The organism is Streptomyces fragilis, from assembly GCF_003112515.1.
In the GTDB taxonomy this organism is placed as follows: Bacteria; Actinomycetota; Actinomycetes; order Streptomycetales; family Streptomycetaceae; genus Streptomyces; species Streptomyces fragilis.
Genome location: NZ_BEVZ01000006.1, coordinates 570,643 through 590,865, shown reverse-complemented (window position 1 = coordinate 590,865; position 20,223 = coordinate 570,643). Strand labels below are relative to the sequence as shown.

The window sequence follows — 20,223 nt, the reverse complement described above, 5'->3', positions numbered from 1 at the left end:
GCGGCCGCGAACCCCCCGAGATGGTGCTCTGAGGCTGCTCTGCCGTGTGCTCGTCTAGTAGTGCTTCGTTAGGTTCTGCGCTGTCTGCGGCGGCTTCGTCGGCTGGGTAGGGGGCGTCCGCAGGTGGTGCAGGCACCGGTCCAGCACCTCAGCAGGTCCTGAAGAACGTCGAGGACCTGGTAGAGGGTCAGGCCGGTGTGCGGGTTTTTGGGTTGTGCCGCCTGAGGGTGAGGAATGCCTGGGCGGCGGTGACGAGGGTGACGTGGTGGTGTCAGCCGCGCCATGTGCGGCCTTCGAAGTGGTCCAGGCCGAGGCCGTGCTTGAGTTCGCGGTAGTCGTGCTCGATCCGCCAGCGCATCTTCGCCCATCGCACGAGGTCGGCGACCGGGGTGGTTGCGGGCAGATTCGATATCCAGTACTCCGTGGGAGCGTCCTGGCCGTCCGGCCACTCGGCCAGGAGTGTCTGTGTGGGCAGGACACCGTCCCACTGGTTGCGGCCGCCGCCTGCTTCCTGGGCCGCGGCCAGGGACTGCTTGCCCGCGGGCCGGACGGTCAGGACCGCGAACCGTGAGGTCATCGCCCCTTTGATGCCCTGCCGCCAGGTCACCTTGGCGAACCGGTCCACATCGGTCTCGGCCGCCAGGGCGGAGACCGCTCGTGGCGGGGTGCGGTAGCGGGGCAGCGTGGGCGGCCCGAGCCCTCCGTAAGCCGGCTGGTGCGGTTCGGCGTCCTCCGGGTGGGCGACCTCCTTGCCGGTCAGTGCGAGGACATAGGACAGGCCGCGTTCCTCAAGGCCGAGCCGGAACGGGGTGCTGACGCCGTAGCCGGCATCGGCGACCACGACCGGCACCTTCAGATGCCACTCGGCCAGACTGTCGAGCAGGCCGAGCGCGATCCGCCACTTCTCCTGGTGGACGACGTCGTCGGGGACTCCTGCCCGGCGGCAGCGGTCCGGCTCGTCCGTCCACTCGAGCGGCAGATACAACTGCCAGTTCAGCGGGCACGAGGCGGTGTCGGTGGCGGCATGGACGCTGACCGCGACCTGGCAGTTCGCCCGTTTCCCGACCGCGCCGCAGTACTGGCGGGCCACCCCGGCCGACGCCCTGCCGCACTTGGGGAACGACACGTCGTCGACCACCCACACGTCAGGCGTGATCACCTCGGACAGCCGCTCGGCGATCCGCCGCCTCACCGGCAGCGGATCCCACGGCGACTGGTTCACGAACTGCTGCAGGGCCTGCATGTTCCCGTCCGGCAGCCGCTCGGCCATCGGCTGGACCGACTTCCGCCGGCCGTCGAGCATCAGGCCCCGCAGGTAACACTCGCCCCACCGCCGTTGATCCCGCCGCGACAACGACCCGAACACATCGGCAACGAACTCCGCCAACTCACCCCGGAGCCGTTCCACCTCCCCCAGCTTCACCCTGGAAGGCTGCCCACCACCAGCGAGGATCACTCAACGTAACGAAGCACTGCTAGACCGTGACGCGGTGGTATTTACCACCATCACCAAGGGCAGGGCCGGACGACTCCTCGATGACGGCAACTGGCGGAGGCAGACCTGGTGGCCGGCTGTCGAAGGCGCCTACTACTTCGACGGCGACGGTGAGCAGCAGCCCGTCCCGCACTACCCACCGCACTCCATGCGCCACACCTGCGCCTCGTGGCTGGTGCAGCAGGGAGTCTCGCTCTACGAGGTCCAGCACCTCCTCGGCCATGAAAGCTTCCAGACCACGCAGCGCTACGCCCACCTGCAGCCGGACGCTCACAAGGCAGTCCTAGGAGCCTGGGAGAGAACGGAAGCCCCGCTCACTGTAGCTGCATGAACGTTCCTCCACCTCTGTCCGTGCAGGACAGGGGTGAAGGCGTTTTGAGTGCAGGCCACGCCCGGATCGCGGTGGGGTGCAGATGCGGTGATGAGCCGACAGTTCCTGACGCCGTGCTACTCGCGGAGTCATCCATGCTCGCGCCCAGTTGGAATGACCAGTTCGCTTCAGGGGCGGGGAGCCGCATGGCCGATGAGATCAAGTACGAGTACAAGGTCGTGCAGACGCTTCGGGGCACCGACGGTTTGGTCATCTCGAAGATGCAGAAGGACGGCTGGGAGCTCGTGGAACAGCTCCCAGGCCGGCTGCGCACCACCCTCAACTTCCGTCGGCCGAAGAGGCCGCTACCGTGGCGTCTGATCGGGGCGGGGGCTGCCGTCCTCGTGGTCTTGGCCGCCATCATCGTCACTGGCGTTGCGCTCGGCGACGGAGACGAGGAGAAGGACGCGTCAGCCAGCTCGACGGCCAGCGGCGAAAAGCCTTCCACTACGCCCTCCGCAGATGAGCCGACTGCCGCTGAGATGATCACGGCGCAAAACGATCGCGAGTTCGCAGAGTTGCTGAAGGCGGACCCGTGCAGCGAAGCGAACGCGAACTTCGCAACCAAGCACGAGGGGCAGACGATCGCGTTCGACGGGTCAGTCAGGCACATGGCGTCCTATGGGAGTGATCAGACCCGCTACGACTTCCTTCTCGGCCCAGGCGACAAGGGGCCGCAGACGACGGACGGCCCGAACTTTAAGTACGAGGACGTCAACACCGGCGACCTGCACCTGGCTGGTCAGCAGGCCCCTGCAACCGTTGCAGTTGGCGATAAGTTCCGCTTCGTCGCGGAGGTGATCGAGTTCAACACGGTCCAGTGCGTCTTCCGCCTCGACCCGGTCTCGACGAAGGCCCGTTAGCCGAAATGGGAAACCTTCCCATCAGGGAGGGGCTGCGCGAAGGAACGGCACCTCCATCCCGCCATCTATTCCAGAACTTTGCACTTTCTAGCCCGATTGTCAGACCGCAGCGCCATCATTGGCCCATGCCCACATCCAGCCCTGCCCGACGGCTCGCCGATCACGTTCAACATCTACTCGGCAGCGGTCCGTTTCCCCAGCCCGGCGGATGGACCCACATGGGTGCTGTCATCTGCGACGTCAGCTTTCAGCCCCGGTGCAACTACGAGAGGACTCTCCGACCGCGGCTCCTCCATCTGCAGTTGAGTTGGCCTGATGCAAGAACGGTCGGAGGCTTCCAGCGCCAGCTCGCCACGGAGGACCTTGCCGTGGCCATGAAGTTCAACCACGCCCAGAAGGTCGCGACGGCCCACGCCATCACCGACCTCCTCGCTGCCCATGGGGTCGACACCCGCGAGGACCTCCACGCGTGGCTCGATCATCAGGCCAATCGCGCTGCTCTGCGCAGGGTGAAGGGGGTGGGGCCGAAGAGCATCGACTACATCGGCAATCTTGTTGGCCGTTCGCATGTGGCCGTTGATGTACATCTGCGCGCCTTCGCCGTAGGTGCTGGCGTTCCGGACCTCCCATACGACCAGTTGCGCGCTGTCTATGAGGAAGCCGCCGCGCTTCTCGGGCACGACAAGGGCGGACTGGAGCACGCCGTTTGGCGGCACAGGTCGAAGGGCGCGTAGCCACCCAGCGGGCCTGGCCGTTGTAGGTGCGGGTTACTGCAGGCTGATCTGCTCATGGGCGACGCGCGGCCGAGTCCGTGGCCCTTGCCTCCGGTCTTCTCCTCTCACCCGCTAGACGAATAGCCTGCAGTGGCACCGTCGAGGCCAGGTGGAACCGGCCTGTGGCCGAGAATCAACGTGGGCGGAAACGGCGTCACGCTGCAGGCTGTGGCGGCCCCAGACCTACGTTCTGACGCGCACATTGGCGCAAGGAAGACCTTAGGCTTCTCCGATGAGCACGGTGCGCGCCCGGGTGTGGCGCTTCACGATCGAGAAGGGGAAGGCCGGCGCGGAGGCTGTCCAGGCCGTCGAGATCGGACAGGGCCCGCTGCCGGTCTCCCTGGCCGCCATGGTCAACATCAACGCCCTCGCTTGTGACCTGCGCAAGACGGTCGACCAGCGCGTGCGCGATTACGAGATCAGCCTCCTCCTCAGTTACATCATCGGTGGCCAGGGCAAAGGGCCGCTCGGAGTCGAGTGCTCTGCTCTCGACTCCAGCGCCGGCCACATCCAGCGCTTCGTCAGCGAGTGCACCGGGCTCGGCGTGATGAGCGCCGCCAGCGAGGCACTGTTCGACTGGAAGCCCGGCGCCAGCCGACTGAGCAGCTTCGACGTGCTTCCGGGCAAACTCTCTCGGGTCTACGCCAAGACCGGTGTGCGGCCCGATCTGCTGTACGACCTGGCTGCGGGGCCGGTTGCCGGAGAGGCGCGAGGGCGGCGACGGCGCGCCATGAAGATGTTCCCGCCGGGCAAGGGCACCCCGGAGCAGAAAAAGCGATTGGAGAAGCTTGCGCAGTGGTCCGTTGACCACGATGATCACGCCTACTTCATGAGCTGGGTCTGGCTCGGCGCGGGCGGTGTCTACGTCGATGTCTTCCTGCCCGACGGCTCCGCCGCCCTGACGGGCCTCAAGACCGGATGGATCGACGTGCCCGGAGGCGCGAAGCCTTGGGAAGTCCGTGTGTCCCGGCCCGATCACCGCCGAGTGGTGAACGTGGCACAGCAACAGGGGCACATGGTCGACCTCCCGCATCCGGAGATCAGCGGTGAGGGGGCTGCGAGCAGGCAAGCGATCAGCCGGGTGGGACCGAAGGTCGAGAAAGCAATGGACCGGGCCTTCAGCCGCGAGGAGCACCAGCTTGGCACGCTCAACGGTGTACCGGTCCGAGGACGGTGGATCCGCGGCGACATCCTCGGCGAGGCGCGTCACGAGGTATTGCTCGGAGTTCTGGGCGAGCGGGTAGAGGTGAACCGCCGTGCTCAACGCGAGCGGCTGGCCACCCTGGCCGGCGGTCGGCTCGATACGTTCCTCGACGGCCGCCGGCTTACAGCCGTACGCCCGGTCGATGGCCCCCGACCGAGCTGGGACCGGATCAGCGCGGAGCTGCTGGAGCAGACCTGAGGCCCGTACCTCGCATGTCGCTGGCGGGCCAACAAAAATGCGCGAACAGCGGCGCTAGAGAGGCGCGGTCGTGACGCTCAAATGACGCTCCGGCCCGGGGCAGGCCGTTTCCGGTGCCGGAGAAAGGCCCCCTCACCTGCGGTTTTCTCCGGCTGAAGAATGCGGACATGTTTCCGATGACCCACCATGTCGAGTGTGTCGCGATCCTTGAACCTGCGGCGAGGGGCGCTGAGCTGCGGATTTACGAATGCGCGTGAGGCGTGGGGTGTGCGGTATGGGCGAGTCATTGACGCTCGTCGGAGATCCTTTCCGGCGGCACGTCAGCGGCAATGTGCGGCGCTGTCCGCGGCGGAGCGGTACTTGCTGCCCACCCGGCGCTTGAAAGGTCCGTTGGCGAGCCGATTGAGGAAGAGCGTCACGGTGCCCCGCCTGGGTTGGAAGGTGTAACGGCGGAGCATGGATGAGCCGCTCATCCGGCCAGAGCTCCTCGAGGCGCGTTGCTACCCGCGCCTCACGCGACCTCTGTGAACACCTCCGTCCATGCCTCGCCATGTGCCGCGCGCCCCGCCCACGATGCCGTACTGCGCAGGGCCGGCATGAGGGCGGGCGGAGTCCGCGGGTCACGCATCAGGGCGTACAGCTCGGGCGAGATGTCGCCGAGGCTCTGGCCGGCGACCTCCACGAGCTGCTTGGCGAAGGCGATGTCCCGGATGGCGAAATCGAGGATCGTCTCGGTCAGCTGCTCTCGGTTTTCGAGGCTGACCACGCGGAGGTAGCGCCGCCAGTCGTTGGCCAAGCCGTCGCGCCAGTTGCCCTTGCCGGAGGGGTGGACCCGGTTGGTGAAGTCGAGCACGCGGTCCAGGAGGGCGCGGGCGGCTTCCCGGTGGTTTGCGGCGGCGAGGCGGCGGCACAGGTGGGGGAGGTGCTCGAAGCGTCGGCGCCATGCGTGCAGCGCGATCTCTCTGTCACCTGGCGGGAGGAAGAGCGGGAGATCCGCGAAGGCCAAGCCTTCCAGGTTGTGGAGAAGTTGGCTCACGGGCCGCGCTGAGAGGTCGTCGAAGTGGGCGTGCAGAGCGATGCGTAGGAGGTACGCCTCGTTGGCGGCCAGCATGAACTGCCGGGCATGGTGGTCGTACGGCGGGCCGACCGTGGCACGCTTCTCTCGTCCTCGGTCCTCCATCGCCTCCAAGACCGGGCCGAGCTTGCCGAACGGGTCCTGACTTCGCCAGTGCTCGGCGTGTCTGTGCAGTTGGTCGCTGACGCTGCTGAGGATGGCCTTGTGGGTCTCGGCGTTGCGTGTGGCCGTCAGAAGGGCGACCGTCTCGTCGACGGTGGCCGGGAGTAGGCCGCCCTGGGTGGTCGCCAGGGTCTGCAGCTTGACGCCTAGGGCCTTGAGACCGGTGGGCGAGTCCTGGAGGGTCTTGGCGATCGTGAGCAGTGTCTCCCGGTGTCCGGGGTCCTCAAGGACGACGGTCAGCATGTCGGGGCCCATGGTGGCCAGGCGTTTCAGTCCGCTCAGGTCGCCGCTGTGAGTGGCGTCCTGCTGGAGTGGGCCGAGCAGAGCATTGGGGTGGTCGGCCGCGAGTCGGCCGAGCGCTTCCCGTAGCCGTACCGCGTAGGTGCCGGTGGCTGGCGGTTCCATGTCGACGTGCAGGGCGAGGGCTTGCTTGGCCACGGCGTGGCCTCCGGCGGCTGCGGCCACCGTGAGAGAGGGCGGCCACGGGTCGCACAGCCAGCGCCGCAGCGTGGAGTTACGACAGCGGGCCGGGTCAGGCGGCGTGGGCAGGCAGGCCGCCACCGTCTCGGCGGGCAGGGGCACCTTGTCCACGGCAAGGGCTTTGGCGATCACGCCCGTGGCGCCACGTTCTGCGTCACTGTCGTGAGTCAGCTCCGTCGGCGACAGATGGCTACGGCACCAATCGCGGGCGGCGGCGACGCCGGTCTGCTGAGGCTCCTGAGAGAGGAGGGGCGCCAGCAGGTACTTGGCGACGGGCTCGGCGGACTCGGGTGAGGTAGCCGCCTCCGCGAGGAGATCCAGGCAGCTGCGGACGAGTTTGCGAGACCTGGTGGCGAACACGTGCGCCAGGGTACGCAGACGCAGCGCATCCGATGGCACTGCAGGGCCGGCCGTCAGATGTTCGGCCAGGGAGCGGGCGGTGTTCTCGATCTGCTCGGCGGTGGCGGCTCGTAGCGTGGACGCCCACGCTGGGGCGGCTGCGTCGACGAGCTTGTCCAGGGATGCCTGCCACTGCTTCTGTTGGAGCCCGTCGAGGAGTCCGGGCAGGTCCGCGGCATTGGCGTCGTACATGCCGGGGTGCCGGGCCGTGAGGTGCGCCAGCGCTGTAAGCGTGTGGAGCAGGACGGACTTGTTCCGAAAGGTGACCGCCGCCTCCAGCAGGTTGCTGACGCCGGTCGCGCATTGCTCGGGTGTCGCGGTGTGCAGGCAGAGGAGGAAGAGGGTCAGATCTCGGCCGTAGGGGAGGCACTTCAGCTGTTCGAGGTCTGTGAAGTCGAGCAGGCCGAGAGAGGTGAGGAACTGTGCGACCTGCTGTGGCTGCTGGTGCGCGAGGTGTGTGACGGCGATCAGTGCCCGGCGTCGGTCCTGGGGGTCCTCGCGGTTCCAGATGGCGCGAAGGGTGTGCGGCCAGGCGGATGGGGCCGGATTGCTGATGCCGGTGAGCACTGTCATGTAGGACGCCGTCTGCCATGGATCGGCGTCCCGCAGGGTCTTCACGGCCTGGGATACCGCGCTCTTCGGGGGGTGGCGCAGACCGGCGTGAATGCGCAGGGCGGTGAGCCGGGTGGCGGCGTGGTGGTGCTGCATCAGCGTGTCCAGCGCGGTGTGCCAGCCGGCCGCGCCGTCGCGATCCGCGATGTGGAAGGCGTGCTTGGCGGCCTCGGCGAGGAACAGGTCGTCCGGGTGACGGGTCACGCGCTCGGCGGCCGCGGAAAGACCGTGTCTGGCGAACCGCAGCGCTTGCCCGGCTGCGTGCTCGGCGAACGCCTGGTGGTGGAAGGAGATGCGGTCGCCGTCGATCTTGCGCAGCACGCCGCGGCGCAGCAGCACGGACACCGCTTGCCGTGCGCGTTGGTATTTGAGGTCCGCATGCGCCCTGAGGGCGTTCAGTGCATTCGCGTGGTGCAGTTCCGGTCTGCCCTCGCGGAGCATCGCCAGCCCCAGGGCCCGTACCTCCTTCGAGAGGTCCCACCGGGTTTCGTCGTCCGCCGGGCCGTCGTTGACGACCGCGTGCCGGACGTCCTCCACCACACGAGCTTCCCAGTACTCCCGGAAGAGGTCGGTGACGTCGAGGTCCTTGTCCCGCGGGCCGGCGGGGGCATAGACGTCGAACAACATGCGCAGGGAGAGCGGGTGGCGGATCAACTGTCCGAGCGGCAGTCCCCGTGCTGCCGCGTACACGAGCGTCGACCGCATGCGCTGGGCGAGCGGCTCCACCGGGCCGCGGCCGTGCCGGCTGTCTTCCTCGCGCGGGCTCGGCATTCCATAGTCTCGGCAGAAGACGCGTAGGTGCGCCTCCACGGCGCGGTCGAGCTCGGAGCCCGGTTCCCACGGGGCGCCGACGTGCTGTCCGCCACCCGCCGCCGAGCGGCCATCGTCGTAGCCCTCCAAGTGCTCCTTGGTGAGCAGGGCCTCGACGCCTTCCAGGCCGCGATCCTCCAGCCTGCGTGCCTCGACCGACCGGCAGGCGACAGCGACGGCAACACCCAGCTTGCGGGCACCCCTGATCAGGGCCACCAGCCGGTTGCGCCCCTGGTCGGTGTCGTCATGGAGGAGCAAGTCCACAGTGTCCAGTAGAAGAGCGACGGGCCGGGGCGTCTTCCGGACACGCATGCCCGACAGATGAGCCTCAAGAGCTGTCAGCAGATCCGGGAGTCTGAGATCCGCGGGGCGGTCGGGAGTGTCGAGCAGGGCGGACGCCGAGACCGCCACGACCGTCCACCCGGCGGCGCGGAGTTCCTCGCGCACTCCCCAGAGCACGCAACTCTTGCCGGTGCCGGGCTCGCCGAGTACGGCACTTCCCTGGGGACGGCGGTTGACCAGCTGGTTCTTGAGGCTCCGGACGAGCACCTTCTGAGCCCGGCGGGTTACGTAGAGGTCCCGCAGGTGGACGGCGGCCCGACTAGGGTCGTCCAGCAGGGGGACGACGGACTCCCAGGTGCGAACGGTCCGGCGGTCGACCGTGTCGACTTTGCGGAGGGCGGCACGGGTCTCATCCTCCTCGCCCGGAACCGACCGGTCGCGGAGGTCCATACGCCGGATCGAAGAGCTGGCGGGCCGGGGAACGGCCGTGTCGATGCGGACCGGTGACCGGCGGACGGGCACCACAGCGTCCCTGCCCTCCTTCTTCTGCTCCTTCTCCTCCTGGTCCGCAGCATGGAGACGCCGGAACAGTTGCTCCTCATCCGCGTACGGCGAATCGCAGGTGGCAGGGGCGCAGCCCACCCGGGACCGCACGACTACGAACCACTCGAGGTTCCAGAGATTGCCCTTGCGCCAGTCCGTAACGGCGGACTCACTGCAGCCGAGCCATGCGCCGACCGTCCTGTTCCGGGGCTGGCACCCGGTCTCGGGGTCGCCATGCTCGGCTGTCCAGTGCGCCAAGGCTCGCCACAACCAGGCGGTATGGGGACGGGCCGTCTCGTCGAAACAATCCGCCACCGACGTCCAGTCGAGCTTGCGCCCTCGCCCCGACGGCAGAGGCCGCGCGTCCACCGATTTCTTCACCACTTCCCCCGGTATGCCGCGCTGAAGAATTCCTCCCATCCTGCCAGGTCGTGGCGATCGGTGAGCAGGCTTCAGGGGGTGCCTCCGCTCGAAGCGGGCGAAGAAATACGGCACCGAGGTGATCTGTTCGGGCCGGTCGCCGACCGGCCTCTCCTCAGGGCCGATTGAAGCCTCACGCAGGAGAGCCCTCGGGCCAGGAGCCGAAGCATGACACTCGACATGGTCCTCGACCTGCTGAGCGCGCTGCCGCACGTTTTCGGGCCAGCCGGCACCATTACCGCCGCCCTTGTCCTCGTGCGCACCACGGTGCGACACCTCACCCTGATCTGGCTGACGCGCGGGGCCACTCCGCCGGAACGGGCGATGATCCTCGCCTCGGTGCATGAGCGACCGCGGCCTTCCTGGCGTGCCCGCGCCAGTCGGCTCTTCCGGCGCTGGAGGTGGCGCCGGTGACGTGACGGAGGCTCCCAGAGCGGCGGCGCTCCACCACGGGCGCCGCCCCGGGCCGCGCGGTATGGAGTGAGCCTGGCGACACCGTATTTCCGGGAAGTCCGGTCGGCCCGAACTGCGGTCTTGTCGTCTGGATCTGAGCGACCTCAGCTTCGACCCAGAGCACAAAGACGGCCCAATCCGTCGGCGGACCCTGGGGAAACTTCGAGTCCGGATCCCTCCCGAAATTCGGGCAGCCTATGCGGACCGTCAAGGTGTCCAGTGCTGGAATTCGCTCACGGCAGACGAGGGAAACCTTGAACGTGCTGGCCTTTGTTCTGAGGCTATGTCAACCTACAACACCTCGCTGGGAACGGAGAGTCGAGAGGTGGATTAATTGGGGTTGGTCAGACGAGCAGCCTGTTCCAGGGGGACGTCGGCGCAACATAGACCACGATCGCCGGTTATGCAAAACGGTAGCCGTGATCATCATGGATGTGGTTGGCCCCGACTGTGCTTGGCGTCGTGTACAGGGAGGTGGGGTGGGTTCCGTAGGTCGCGACGATGAAGATCGTGGCATCTGCTGTTCACGCGATGGCGACGCGACAGAGTATGGGGAACGGTTATTCGCGTAATGGCCACCGATGAGATGGTAGGTGTGATCTTGGCGCATGGCGGGAGCTATCGGCTTCTGACGCCGGCTGAAGTAGCTGACTGGTTGAAGGTCAGCGAGTCGACCATTAAGAACAAGTATCGAGCGTGGGGCCTGCGGCCGCAGAAGGTCGGTCGTCTCCTGAGGTTTCGCGAACGAGACGTGGTTGCCTATCTTGAAAGGAAGTATGGGTAACTCAAGGGGATTGCTGTTTTCGTCGGCCGAGCAGACGGTGCGATAATTGGCTCGAGTATTCCAGAAGTGCAAGGAAGACGAGAAGAGTGGCAACTACCCGTGCGTCATGACTCGCTGCGGTCATCCTTGGACCGTGCGATATCGGGAGCCTGGCGGGCGAGGTGGGCGGCAGAGGGAGAAATCGTTCGACAAGAAGGGGGCCGCCGACTCCTTCGCGGCCAAGGTCGAACGGGAAAAAGATCTCGGTACCTATATCGCTCCCACTGGTCTGCTGGTGCCGCTCGTGGCCGTGTACCGCGAGTTCATCGACTCCGGGACTCGGGTAAATGGAACGCGGTATCAGTACGAGACGAGCCTTCGACTCCACGTGGAGCCCTACTTCGGGTCTACCGCTATCGGCGCGGTCAAACCGAAGCACCTGAACGCGTGGCTGAAGTGGATGGTGGAAGAGCGAGGCTATGAAGAGAGCACGGCGATCAATCGCTATGAGACGCTTGCCGGTGTCTTCAGCTTCGCTGTCGCCAATGAGTACATAACCAAGAATCCGTGCCAGCACGTACGAACCGGTCGGCAGCGTGTGAAGCGGAGGGTGAAGAAGACGATCCGCCTGCCGACCCTGGCGGAGATCGAAGCGATCGAGCGGCACCTGCCGGGTCCTTACAAGCTGCTCGTGTGGCTTATGGCGGGGTGCGGCCTGCGGATAGGTGAGGCATGTGCTGTGACGCTGCAGCAGTTCGACTTCGAGAGCGGAACCCTCCACGTCGACCGCCAGGTCACGCAGGACGGCGAGAATGAGGAGCCCAAGACCGCAGTCCAGAAGGCCATCACGAAGGGGAGAGGGCGGGCCCACTGCGTCCGCCACCTGAAGTGGCGTGATCTGGATGAGGGGCGAGCGGTTCCCGTGCCACCGACCATCGCGGCCAAGGTGCAAGAGCACGTTCGGCTGCACGGCACCTTTCGGGTGGAGGAGGGGCCGAACCGCCTGGAGGGGGACTACCTCTTCTCCAACGTCGGGCGTACCAACATCCTCATGTACTCCCTGGTCGACCGGCTGTGGCGCAACGCCAAGAAGGCAGCGGGCATCAAGCGGAGGATCACCACGCACTGGCTACGCCACTTCTTCGCCTCCGCCGGCCTCTCGAAGGGGGTGCCGGTGACGGACATGGCCGAGTGGCTGGGACATCGAGACCCGAGAGTCACCCATCAGACCTACGCGCACGTGATGCCCGATGCCCCCGAGCGCCTGAGGTCTCTGATGGACGCTGTCTTCACGATGCAGACCGAACTCAACCTGCCTCTCGAGTTCGAGGCGGTGGTTGAGGCGGCCTGAACTGAATTTGTGAACGGGCGATGCCCGCAGCCGGACGCTCGGTTGCGGGCATCGCCCGTTCGGCTTGGTGCCGCTGAGAATCGTTGAACTGACGTATCACTCACCGGCCCCCGCCTACGCCTTGGTGTGTGTCCGCGAAACCTGGCCTCGTCCCGGCGCCTGGTTCTCAGCCACGACCGGCGCGTCGTGCACGGTCACGGACCTCACCGGCGACGATGCGCCGTTTGTACTGCCACAGCTGTTTGCGCTCCTCCGTTGTGAGGTTGTCCGCGAGACGGTTCACCTCGCCCCAGGCCGCTGAGCGGGCCGCGCGGGCGGAGGCCCAGTCGCCTCTCTCAACGGCTTCGCGCAGGTCTTCCATCAGCCTCAGCAGCGGCTTGCGAGCTTCCCGCTGCCGTCTGCTGAACGGTACCGACTTTGCGGGCGCTTGCCGCTGTTCCCAATTGGGTCCGCCGGTCAGCAGGTGCACACGGGGGCGCGATCGGTGAGTCATGACGCATTCTCCTTCCTCTTGCACCACGGGCAGGCGGACTCCCGCTCGATCACGAGATCACGTAGCCGAACCCGGCCGCCAGACGGCCAAGGCAACGCGCCGTGCCGTGGTGAGGACGACATCCGGTGAGCGATGTCGTTCCCTGCTGCGGTCGAGTGCATGGACCAGTGCTGCTGCCTCGGGCTCCTCCAAGGCGACCGACCGGATTCTCGGCCTCAGCCGGTCGAGCCCTTGGGGATCCAGTCCGCGAAGACCTCCGGCAGGCGATTCAGGTCCTCGACCGTGATGGTGACGAGACGCAGTCCGTGGTGGCGGGCCAGTTCCCGCTTGCGGGCGACCTTGGCCGCGTACGCCTTCTTCGTCATGAGGCCCAGGGCCTCGACGAACGTGCCGTCAGCCAGGCGCCAGTCCGCCCGTAGGCCGGTCGTGTTGAGTTCCGGATGGCGCGGATAGGAGGGCTCCGGCTCATGAGCTACCCCCCAGTGATGAAGGAAGTCGTCCACGTGCCGCTCGAACAGGGAGCGGCACGGATGACCGTCCGTGGCCGTGGTCGCTGTACCCATCGAGGTACGGAGCCCGTCTGTGAGGAGCCCTGCGTATGCCAGCCACTCCGTCCAGGTGCGGGCCGGGCGCGTCGGCCGCGCACTCAGCAACGCGGAGTGGGGACGCGGCAGCAGGAAACGACAGAGCAGTACCTCGTCGACCAGGACGTGGTCCTCGAAGGGAACTCCGACACGGTCCAGCTGGGCGAGGGACGGCGGCCCGGAGAACTCGGCCTCCGCCAGCCTGCGTAGGGCGTACACGATCGCCTCCGTCCACGCGCCGTCCACTCCGGTTTCCCGCAGCACTCCTTGGCTCGCCAGGGCGCAGCAGCCGTGGCAGTAGAACAGCCCCGGGCGGGCCGACTGAGCCGATCGCCCGCAGAGCCGGCACGGTCCGCGCTCGGCCAGATTCACGGGCGCGCCGAAGAGCGCCTCCAGAGCTCGCCGGTAGTAGGAGTTCTCCGCTGCGTCGTCGATGAGTGGCGGCGGCAGGCTGTTGGCCCGCGCGGAGAGCGCCTCCCCGTTGTTGGGCTTTGCGTTGAGCCACCGGCGGTGGGGCTTTGGGATCAGCCGCTGCGCGGCGGCCGTCACCCGGCTGTAGCTGCTGACGGGGCTGATCTCGGCCGGCGCGACCGCGGCACGGAGGTTGTGTCGTTCCACCTCCTCGTGCGGCGTGCCCCAGGTCACGAGCAGGGGACGCACGCCGTGCCGGAGCAGCAGCACCGTCAGCGGCTCGGCGAGCGACGCGGCGTACACGGTGAGCGTGCCCGAGTCCGGGTCGAACCAGCCGACCTCGGGGAGTCCGTCCCGCGAGACCCCCGGCTGCGGGAGCCGGATCGACCACCTGCCTACGTCCGCGACGATCACAGCGTCCGGGAAGCCAACGAGGGACGCCAGGTCCTCGGGGGCGTCCACGTCCACCCCGTGCGCGCGCAGTGCGTCGAGTGCCTCTGCGCGCACTCGCTCGTCAATCAGGGTGAGCGGGCCGTCCGGATGATGGTATTGCCCTACCTCCACGCCGGAGCCGTCCAGGACGAGGATTCGGGTGTGGAAGAAGACAGACCGGGTGACGGCGCGCAGGTCACGGAAACCAGGCGGCGAGGTCCGGTACGTTTCCCAGGCGGCCAGGAGCGGCCGTGCCTCGGCGTCCCGGCGCCGGCGCGCACGCTCGCGCTCGGTTTCCCGGCCCCAGGCCCCGCCGGCGGCGCGGTGGCTCAGACCGGTGCGCATCCGGACGGCGAGGCGTTCGGCGAGCGCCCGGCGCAGGTCCCGCTCGACACCGGACGCGGCCGGCTCTCTTTCCGCGCGCGGGTCGGCTTGCCGCCTGTGAGCGGCCAGGTAGTCGTCCACCAGGGCCCGCACTGTCTGACGCTCGGGCAACAGGACACGGACCGAACCGACCCCGTACCCGAACGCCTGCTGCTCCGCCCAGGACAGCGGCTCGTCGCTGCTGGGTTCCCAGCTCGCTTCGTCGCCGTCTTCCTCGTCGTCGTAGAAGCGGCTGTCCTCCTCGAGATCGTAGAGCTCTATCCATCCGTGACAGCCGACGGGCGTCCCCGTCTCCTCGGTGAGCTCGCGGATGCTCTCGCTCGTGACGTGCAGGGCGCTGCTGTAGAGGTAGCCCATGTGTCGGTCAAGGATGGACCCGCCGTCGCAGGGCGGTGCGGCGACCGACACAGCACTCGTGTCGTAGTCGTTGTCGGGCCGGGGGATCAGACCCACGCGCACGGGTATGACGGCACCACTCTTCGCCCTGGGCGCCGCTGGCCTGATGTTCTCCTTCCGCAGCCGGTCCAGAATGAACGCGCGCAGGGCGGGGACGGAGTCGTCGAAGACCGCGAATCCTGGGGAGTAGTCCTTCGCCGGATCACCGGGGATCATGAGGAGTCCCACGTCAGGGGCGTATTGGATGGTGTCACGGCTAGACATGTGCAGATTATGTCAAGAGCATATGCATCTTCATGGCTCGGGGCTGGAGGGGTGACGGATGGGCGGTGGCCCGAGTGAGGCCGCCGCGTACGACCGGCTTCATGTGGTCCCGAGTACGCCCTACTTCATACCGGGCGGATTTCCCGGCATCGGTCAGTAGGGGAAAAGATCGCTGGCGTCGACCGCGAGGTAGGTCTCGGGGGTGGTGGCTTCGAGGGCCGCCGGGGCGACGGTAAGGCGTGGGATGCCCGTCAGGCGGTGTTCCCAGGGCTGGTCGTGGGAGGCGACGAAGACCTCGCGGAGCTGACGTTGGAGGATGGGCCTGACGTCTTCTTGGCGCTCACGGTACTCGCGGCGCGCGGCCGCCGACCGTTCCTCCAATTCTTCCTCCTCGACGGCCGTGGCGCGGTCCTCGGCGCGCAGCCCTGGCGTCCTGTCCGCGATTTCCCTGTCGGCTCGGAAGAGTGCCGCGCAGGTGGCGTAAAGCCGTCGAGACATGCCGAGAGTGACTTCCGTGTGCGGGATGCGACCCGTGAGGAAGCTTTCCAGGCCCGTCGTCCGGGCGCTCGCATCGTTCGGGGCCGCTTCCCGCGAGTGCAGGGCAGCTCGTCGTTCACGGGTGGTCTCGTCGTCCTCCATGAGGGTGAGCGGCCCCGCTGTCGGGCGACGCCCGCCGCGGTCACGGGCCACTGGTACCAAACGGAGCCGGGAGAAGGCGGAGGCTTCCAGGGCCCTCAGGGCCAGGTACGTCAAGATCTGTGAGCGGGCAACATCGAGCAGGAGTTCCCCGGTGTCGTCCTCGTCGAGGAGTTCCTCCGCCGATTGCCCCTCAGTGGGGGCCGTTCCGTCACCGCTCGCAGAGGTCAGGGAACCGCCTTGTGCTCCGGGGTGATGCTCGTGGCGGATGATGACGAACAGGTCATTCTTGGGGCCGACGCCGCGTTTTAAGGCGGCGCCACAGAGCACGACGCGGTGATCCACGCCGTGGGGGTGAAGTACCGTGCATCCGCCGAGGAGCTGCTCCCACCCGCGGTCGAGCTGGGCACTCTTGATGTCTCCGCCTTTGGCCTCGATCAGCCAGTGGCGGCCCTCGGCATGGTGCTGACCCCACAGGTCGGGCCGGGGGTGCTTCTTTCCCTTGGCCGGCTTCGTCCCTGCGGCAGGGTCCCGGATGCCCAAGGGCCAGCTGTTCTCGATGTGCCATGTCTCGCCGAGCCCCATCAGCGAGCGACAGGCCCACTCGGCCATCGTCATGCCCAGCCGGTAACTGAAGGCCCCGACGGCACTGGCTTCGGTGCCCTGTTCGAGTACGACGTTCGCGGTCAGCCGCCTTCCGGCGTTGTAGCCGTGTAGGCGGTCAGCCTCGTGGAGGTCCAGATACGCGTTCAGGGGCGCGATCCGGGCCCCCATCTCGCGCATCGCGTAGTGCGGACGATTGAGCCAGGGGGAGATGTCACGTCCCACACCGACCGCGGCCTGGAGGATGTTCCGCCACGTCGTGGTGGGCAAGTACCAGCCGTTGCTGGAGGGGAAGCTGGTGCCGGTCCACGCGGCGTGGTCGTTCCGGCGCCACTCGCTCCTCGTCCGCCCGCCGGGGACGTCACGGAAGAGCACGGGTATGTCGATGGCGTCGACGTACCTCAGAGGCTTCTGATCCTTCGTGTTCTTGGCGGGCACAAAGCTCACTCTGGCAGGGCCCGGGTGCCTGTCGCCGGGACTTGGATTGGTTCCTGCGTGGGTGTTCCTCTTCGGGCCATCGACTTCCCAGGGCGGCCCAGCATTTGGTAACAGTAAGTGACCGCATCCGGAGGGCGCCAGGGGTAGCTCAGCGCGCTGCGACGCAGTTCGGCCAGCGCCGACTCAGCACGCCGCGCACCCCGTGCTGGTTCCGTGCTGACTTCGAAGACCGGAACAGCGCAAAACCGCAGGTCCTAGCCCTGGTCGGATGAGTTGTCGTACCACTCGATGGTGGTGCCGATGAGGCTCGCGGCGACGATCTTCTTCAGACTGTTCGGCGTCTCAGGCGCGGGCGCGGCTGCCGATGAGGCCATGGTGACCACTTCCAGATGTGGGATGGGGACGTCTACGTGTCGCCACACCGTAGGAATCCGCAGGTCAGGCGCACATGTGGCGGGGCAACATAGTTTCGGCTGCAGCAGTGCGTGTCCCAACCATGACGGTGCGATCGTTCCTCGCCAGAGCCCTTTCGGGGGCCGAAAACCGCCCACGGGGACGCTGCCCGAGTCGCCCTGCCGAGGCCCGTTGGGGAACCGCCGTGCTGACTCTCGTGCTGGTTCGGCGCTGACTACGCTGCGGTGAACTCGGGCATCTGGGGTTGATCGGCTCCGGCGGGGCGCCGGGCAGGCAGTCGAGGAAGTCGGTCGTCTCGTGACCTTCGGCGGGCAACGAGTCGCAGCGGAACCCTCCGGACGCTGCGGAGGCGGGCGATCCCACCACCTCGGAGATCATTTCGTCAGGAGTTCCACGCGTTGCTCCAACCGTGCGTGCGGGAATAGGAGTCCAGCAGATCCACGACGAAGACCAGGGTCGAGCCTGCCGGGATCGACGGCGAAGGCGACTGATTGCCGTAGCCGAGACGTGGGGGAACGATGATCTCGCGCCGACCGCCGACCTTCATCCCCCTCACCCCCCGGTCCCAGCCCTTGATGACCTTGCCACTGCCCAGGGTGAACTTGAACGGCTGACCGCGGTCCCAGGAGGCATCGAACTGTTTCCCGGACTCGAAGGTCACACCGACATAGTGGACCCGTACCACCGTGCCCGGCTTCACCTCGGCTCCCTCCCCGACGACCAGGTCCCGGACGGTCAGCTCGGTAGGAGCGTCGACCTCCGGAACGGCGACCTCGGGCTTCGTCAGTTCACTCATTGCAGCCTCATCACTATCGGTCGGTCGGAAGTCGTCGCACGGACCGGTCGGACACAAGGACACTCCGTGCCGCAGCTGGTCACGCTACCGAGAAGGCACGGCCCCGAAACACACCGGAGCCCGATCGGCGGCCCGTCATCACGCGAAGGCCGCACCGATGGCGTCGCCGATCTCGTTCAGCACGTCGCGCGAGACCTGGACGTCGCGGGTGAAGGACAGGAATGCGTGGGGCACTCCCTCGACCGGTCGGTGCGTCACCGGCACTCCAGCCTCGCGGAGGGCGTCCGCGTATCGGATGCCCTGGTCGCGTAGTGGGTCGAGCTCGGCAGTGACGATGAACGTGGCCGGGAGCCCGGCAAGGTCTTCCGCGCGCAGCGGAGAGACGCGGGGGTCAGCGCCCTCGTCCGGGGTGTTCAGGTAGGCGCCCCAGAACCACTCGAGCCAAGGGCGCGTCAGCAGAGGGCCGGCGGCGTTCTCGTACATCGATGCGCTGTCGTCGAAGCGGTCGGTTGCGGGATAGGCGAGGGCCTGGAAGGCGACGGTCGGTCCGCCGCGTCGCTTCGCTTCCTGCGTGGTGACGGCGGCGAGATTGCCTCCCGCGCTCTCTCCGAACAGGGCGATGCGCTTCGGATCCGCGCCGAAGGCGCCGGCGTTCCGCTCGACCCACCGCAGCGCGGCGTAGGCGTCCTCGACGGCGCCCGGGAACCGGTGCTCCGGCGCCAGCCGGTAGCCGACGGAGACGACGACGGTCCCCGACCGCGTCGCGACCACCCTGGCGAAGTGGTCCTGGCTGTCGAGGTCGCCGAACACCCAGCCGCCGCCGTGGAAGAACACCGTCACCGGGGCGGGCGAGCCCGTCGGGGCCGTCCCGGGTGTGTAGATGCGGATCGGGACGTCATGGTCACCGTTGCGGAAGGCCGTGTCGCGAATCTCGCGAACCGGGACGACGCCACCGGCGAACGAGGCGAACGCAAGACCGACGGCGCGGTTCTCCGCCACGGTGAGGGTGTTGGCCGCGGGCGCGGGGGTTGCGGCCAAGTCGTCGAGCACGGTCTGGATCTGCGGGTCGAGAGCCATGGGCTGCGCCTTTCACAGGTGCTGGAACGATCTTGGAATGAACGCTCCAACCGTAGGCGTCGCAAAATTGGAAAGTCAATTCCAATCCTTGGTAGGCTGGCTCGCATGCAGACGCGCAGGGTCGAGACCCGGGTCAAGGCGGCGGCTACCGAGGGCGGTCGTCGCACACGGGACCGCATCCTGCGCGCCGCCGCCGAGCTGATGTTCAAGCAGGGGGTCGCCGGTACGAGCATCCCCGACGTGCAACGCCGAGCTCAGGTGAGTGCCTCGCAGATCTATCACTACTTCGGGGACAAGAAGGGCCTCACGGCGGCGGTGATCGAGTATCAGAGCACCGTGAAGCTCGAACAGCAGCGGCCCCTGCTCGATCACCTGGACAGCATCGACGCGCTGCGTGAATGGTGCGAACGCGCCGCCGTCCGCCTGGACGCGGTGCACTGTGCCGGAGGGTGCGAAATCGGCTCGCTCGCGAGCGAGTTGTCGGACATCGACCCCTCTGCTCGCCTCGGCCTGGCCGCGGGATTCGCCGCGTGGCAGACGGCGATCGAATCCGGGCTTGCTCGCATGCGCGAGCGCGGCGACCTCGGAGCCGACGAGGACGTTTCGGCGCTTGCGGTCACGCTGCTGGCCGCGATACAAGGCGGCATGCTCCTGTCGCAGGTGAGCCAGGACGCCACCCCGTACCGCCGGGCGGTCAACGTGGTCATCGACCACATCGCAGACCGCGTGGCGGCGGCTCAAACTTCGCGGTCCGCCGATCGCTGAACACGGACCGGTCAGCAGGGGCCGTGGCGTGATGCGAGGTCGGCAACGGCGGGCACTCGTCTACGGCGAAGGCCCCGCCTCCGCCGACAAGGCCGCGGTCGGCTTCCTGGCCACCGGCCGCCTGCCGGACAAGGACGTCCACTCCACCGACGTCACCCGGAATTGACCCGACGGAACGCGGTGCTTCCCCGTCCGGCGGCGGTTCGGCGTGCGGCGTCGGAGCTCGACCCGGCCGAAGCGGTGCCCGATGGTCAGGCACGCACGCACCGGTGAAGCA

Annotated in this window: 16 protein-coding genes and 1 pseudogene; 10 read left to right on the top strand and 7 right to left on the bottom strand. The window is 67.5% G+C overall.

Features of this window, described 5'->3' with window-relative positions; genetic code table 11:
* Window positions 1-187: 187 nt before the first annotated feature.
* Window positions 188-1,423 (bottom strand): annotated as a pseudogene (locus Sfr03f_RS23465) (IS701 family transposase).
* Between the two features lie 67 nt (window positions 1,424-1,490).
* On the opposite strand from Sfr03f_RS23465, the gene Sfr03f_RS23460 reads away from it, so the two are divergent.
* The 5 genes from Sfr03f_RS23460 to Sfr03f_RS31735 all read left to right on the top strand — a co-directional run bounded on the left by Sfr03f_RS23460 (window position 1,491) and on the right by Sfr03f_RS31735 (window position 5,114).
* Window positions 1,491-1,826 (top strand): tyrosine-type recombinase/integrase, encoded by a 336-nt coding sequence (locus tag Sfr03f_RS23460; RefSeq protein WP_245967716.1) that lies wholly within the window; start codon window positions 1,491-1,493, stop codon window positions 1,824-1,826.
* A gap of 185 nt (window positions 1,827-2,011) precedes the next feature.
* Complete coding sequence (locus Sfr03f_RS23455; RefSeq protein WP_108956024.1) at window positions 2,012-2,728, top strand: DUF4839 domain-containing protein; 717 nt, start codon at window positions 2,012-2,014, stop codon at window positions 2,726-2,728.
* Window positions 2,729-3,102: 374 nt separating this feature from the next.
* Window positions 3,103-3,462: a DUF8548 family protein gene (locus Sfr03f_RS30830; protein ID WP_494485778.1), complete on the top strand. Its 360-nt coding sequence runs from the start codon at window positions 3,103-3,105 to the stop codon at window positions 3,460-3,462.
* Between the two features lie 271 nt (window positions 3,463-3,733).
* On the top strand, window positions 3,734-4,903 hold the full coding sequence (locus Sfr03f_RS23445; RefSeq protein WP_170145139.1) for a hypothetical protein: 1,170 nt from the start codon (window positions 3,734-3,736) through the stop codon (window positions 4,901-4,903).
* A gap of 136 nt (window positions 4,904-5,039) precedes the next feature.
* On the top strand, window positions 5,040-5,114 hold the full coding sequence (locus tag Sfr03f_RS31735) for a hypothetical protein (protein ID WP_359290546.1): 75 nt from the start codon (window positions 5,040-5,042) through the stop codon (window positions 5,112-5,114).
* A gap of 300 nt (window positions 5,115-5,414) precedes the next feature.
* Here the strand turns inward: Sfr03f_RS31735 and Sfr03f_RS30375 are convergent, their stop codons facing one another.
* The gene (locus Sfr03f_RS30375; RefSeq protein WP_159105723.1) at window positions 5,415-9,650 is read right to left on the bottom strand and encodes an NACHT domain-containing protein; all 4,236 of its coding nucleotides are present in this window, start codon (window positions 9,648-9,650) and stop codon (window positions 5,415-5,417) included.
* Window positions 9,651-9,854: 204 nt separating this feature from the next.
* On the opposite strand from Sfr03f_RS30375, the gene Sfr03f_RS23435 reads away from it, so the two are divergent.
* From Sfr03f_RS23435 to Sfr03f_RS23425, 3 genes are all read left to right on the top strand, one after another.
* Window positions 9,855-10,100 (top strand): hypothetical protein, encoded by a 246-nt coding sequence (locus tag Sfr03f_RS23435; protein WP_108955954.1) that lies wholly within the window; start codon window positions 9,855-9,857, stop codon window positions 10,098-10,100.
* Between the two features lie 610 nt (window positions 10,101-10,710).
* Window positions 10,711-10,923, top strand: coding sequence for a helix-turn-helix domain-containing protein (locus Sfr03f_RS23430; RefSeq protein ID WP_308216781.1), 213 nt, complete (start codon window positions 10,711-10,713; stop codon window positions 10,921-10,923).
* A gap of 133 nt (window positions 10,924-11,056) precedes the next feature.
* On the top strand, window positions 11,057-12,253 hold the full coding sequence (locus Sfr03f_RS23425) for a tyrosine-type recombinase/integrase (protein WP_159105722.1): 1,197 nt from the start codon (window positions 11,057-11,059) through the stop codon (window positions 12,251-12,253).
* A 166-nt stretch (window positions 12,254-12,419) separates the two neighbouring features.
* Here Sfr03f_RS23425 and Sfr03f_RS23420 read toward each other — a convergent pair whose 3' ends face one another.
* From Sfr03f_RS23420 to lipP1, 5 genes are all read right to left on the bottom strand, one after another.
* Entirely contained in the window at window positions 12,420-12,746 is a 327-nt protein-coding gene (locus Sfr03f_RS23420; protein ID WP_245967715.1) for a hypothetical protein, read from the bottom strand.
* A gap of 215 nt (window positions 12,747-12,961) precedes the next feature.
* Complete coding sequence (locus tag Sfr03f_RS23415) at window positions 12,962-15,217, bottom strand: hypothetical protein (RefSeq protein ID WP_108955951.1); 2,256 nt, start codon at window positions 15,215-15,217, stop codon at window positions 12,962-12,964.
* Window positions 15,218-15,370: 153 nt separating this feature from the next.
* Window positions 15,371-16,894 (bottom strand): gamma-glutamyltransferase, encoded by a 1,524-nt coding sequence (locus Sfr03f_RS23410; RefSeq protein WP_159105721.1) that lies wholly within the window; start codon window positions 16,892-16,894, stop codon window positions 15,371-15,373.
* 796 nt (window positions 16,895-17,690) lie between these two features.
* Entirely contained in the window at window positions 17,691-18,104 is a 414-nt protein-coding gene (locus Sfr03f_RS23405) for an FKBP-type peptidyl-prolyl cis-trans isomerase (protein WP_108955949.1), read from the bottom strand.
* Window positions 18,105-18,242: 138 nt separating this feature from the next.
* Complete coding sequence (gene lipP1 / locus Sfr03f_RS23400; RefSeq protein WP_108955948.1) at window positions 18,243-19,181, bottom strand: LipP1 family hormone-sensitive lipase; 939 nt, start codon at window positions 19,179-19,181, stop codon at window positions 18,243-18,245.
* A gap of 105 nt (window positions 19,182-19,286) precedes the next feature.
* On the opposite strand from lipP1, the gene Sfr03f_RS23395 reads away from it, so the two are divergent.
* The gene (locus Sfr03f_RS23395) at window positions 19,287-19,946 is read left to right on the top strand and encodes a TetR/AcrR family transcriptional regulator (RefSeq protein ID WP_108955947.1); all 660 of its coding nucleotides are present in this window, start codon (window positions 19,287-19,289) and stop codon (window positions 19,944-19,946) included.
* Window positions 19,947-19,977: 31 nt separating this feature from the next.
* Entirely contained in the window at window positions 19,978-20,112 is a 135-nt protein-coding gene (locus Sfr03f_RS31565; protein WP_281262849.1) for a hypothetical protein, read from the top strand.
* The last annotated feature ends 111 nt before the right edge of the window (window positions 20,113-20,223 follow it).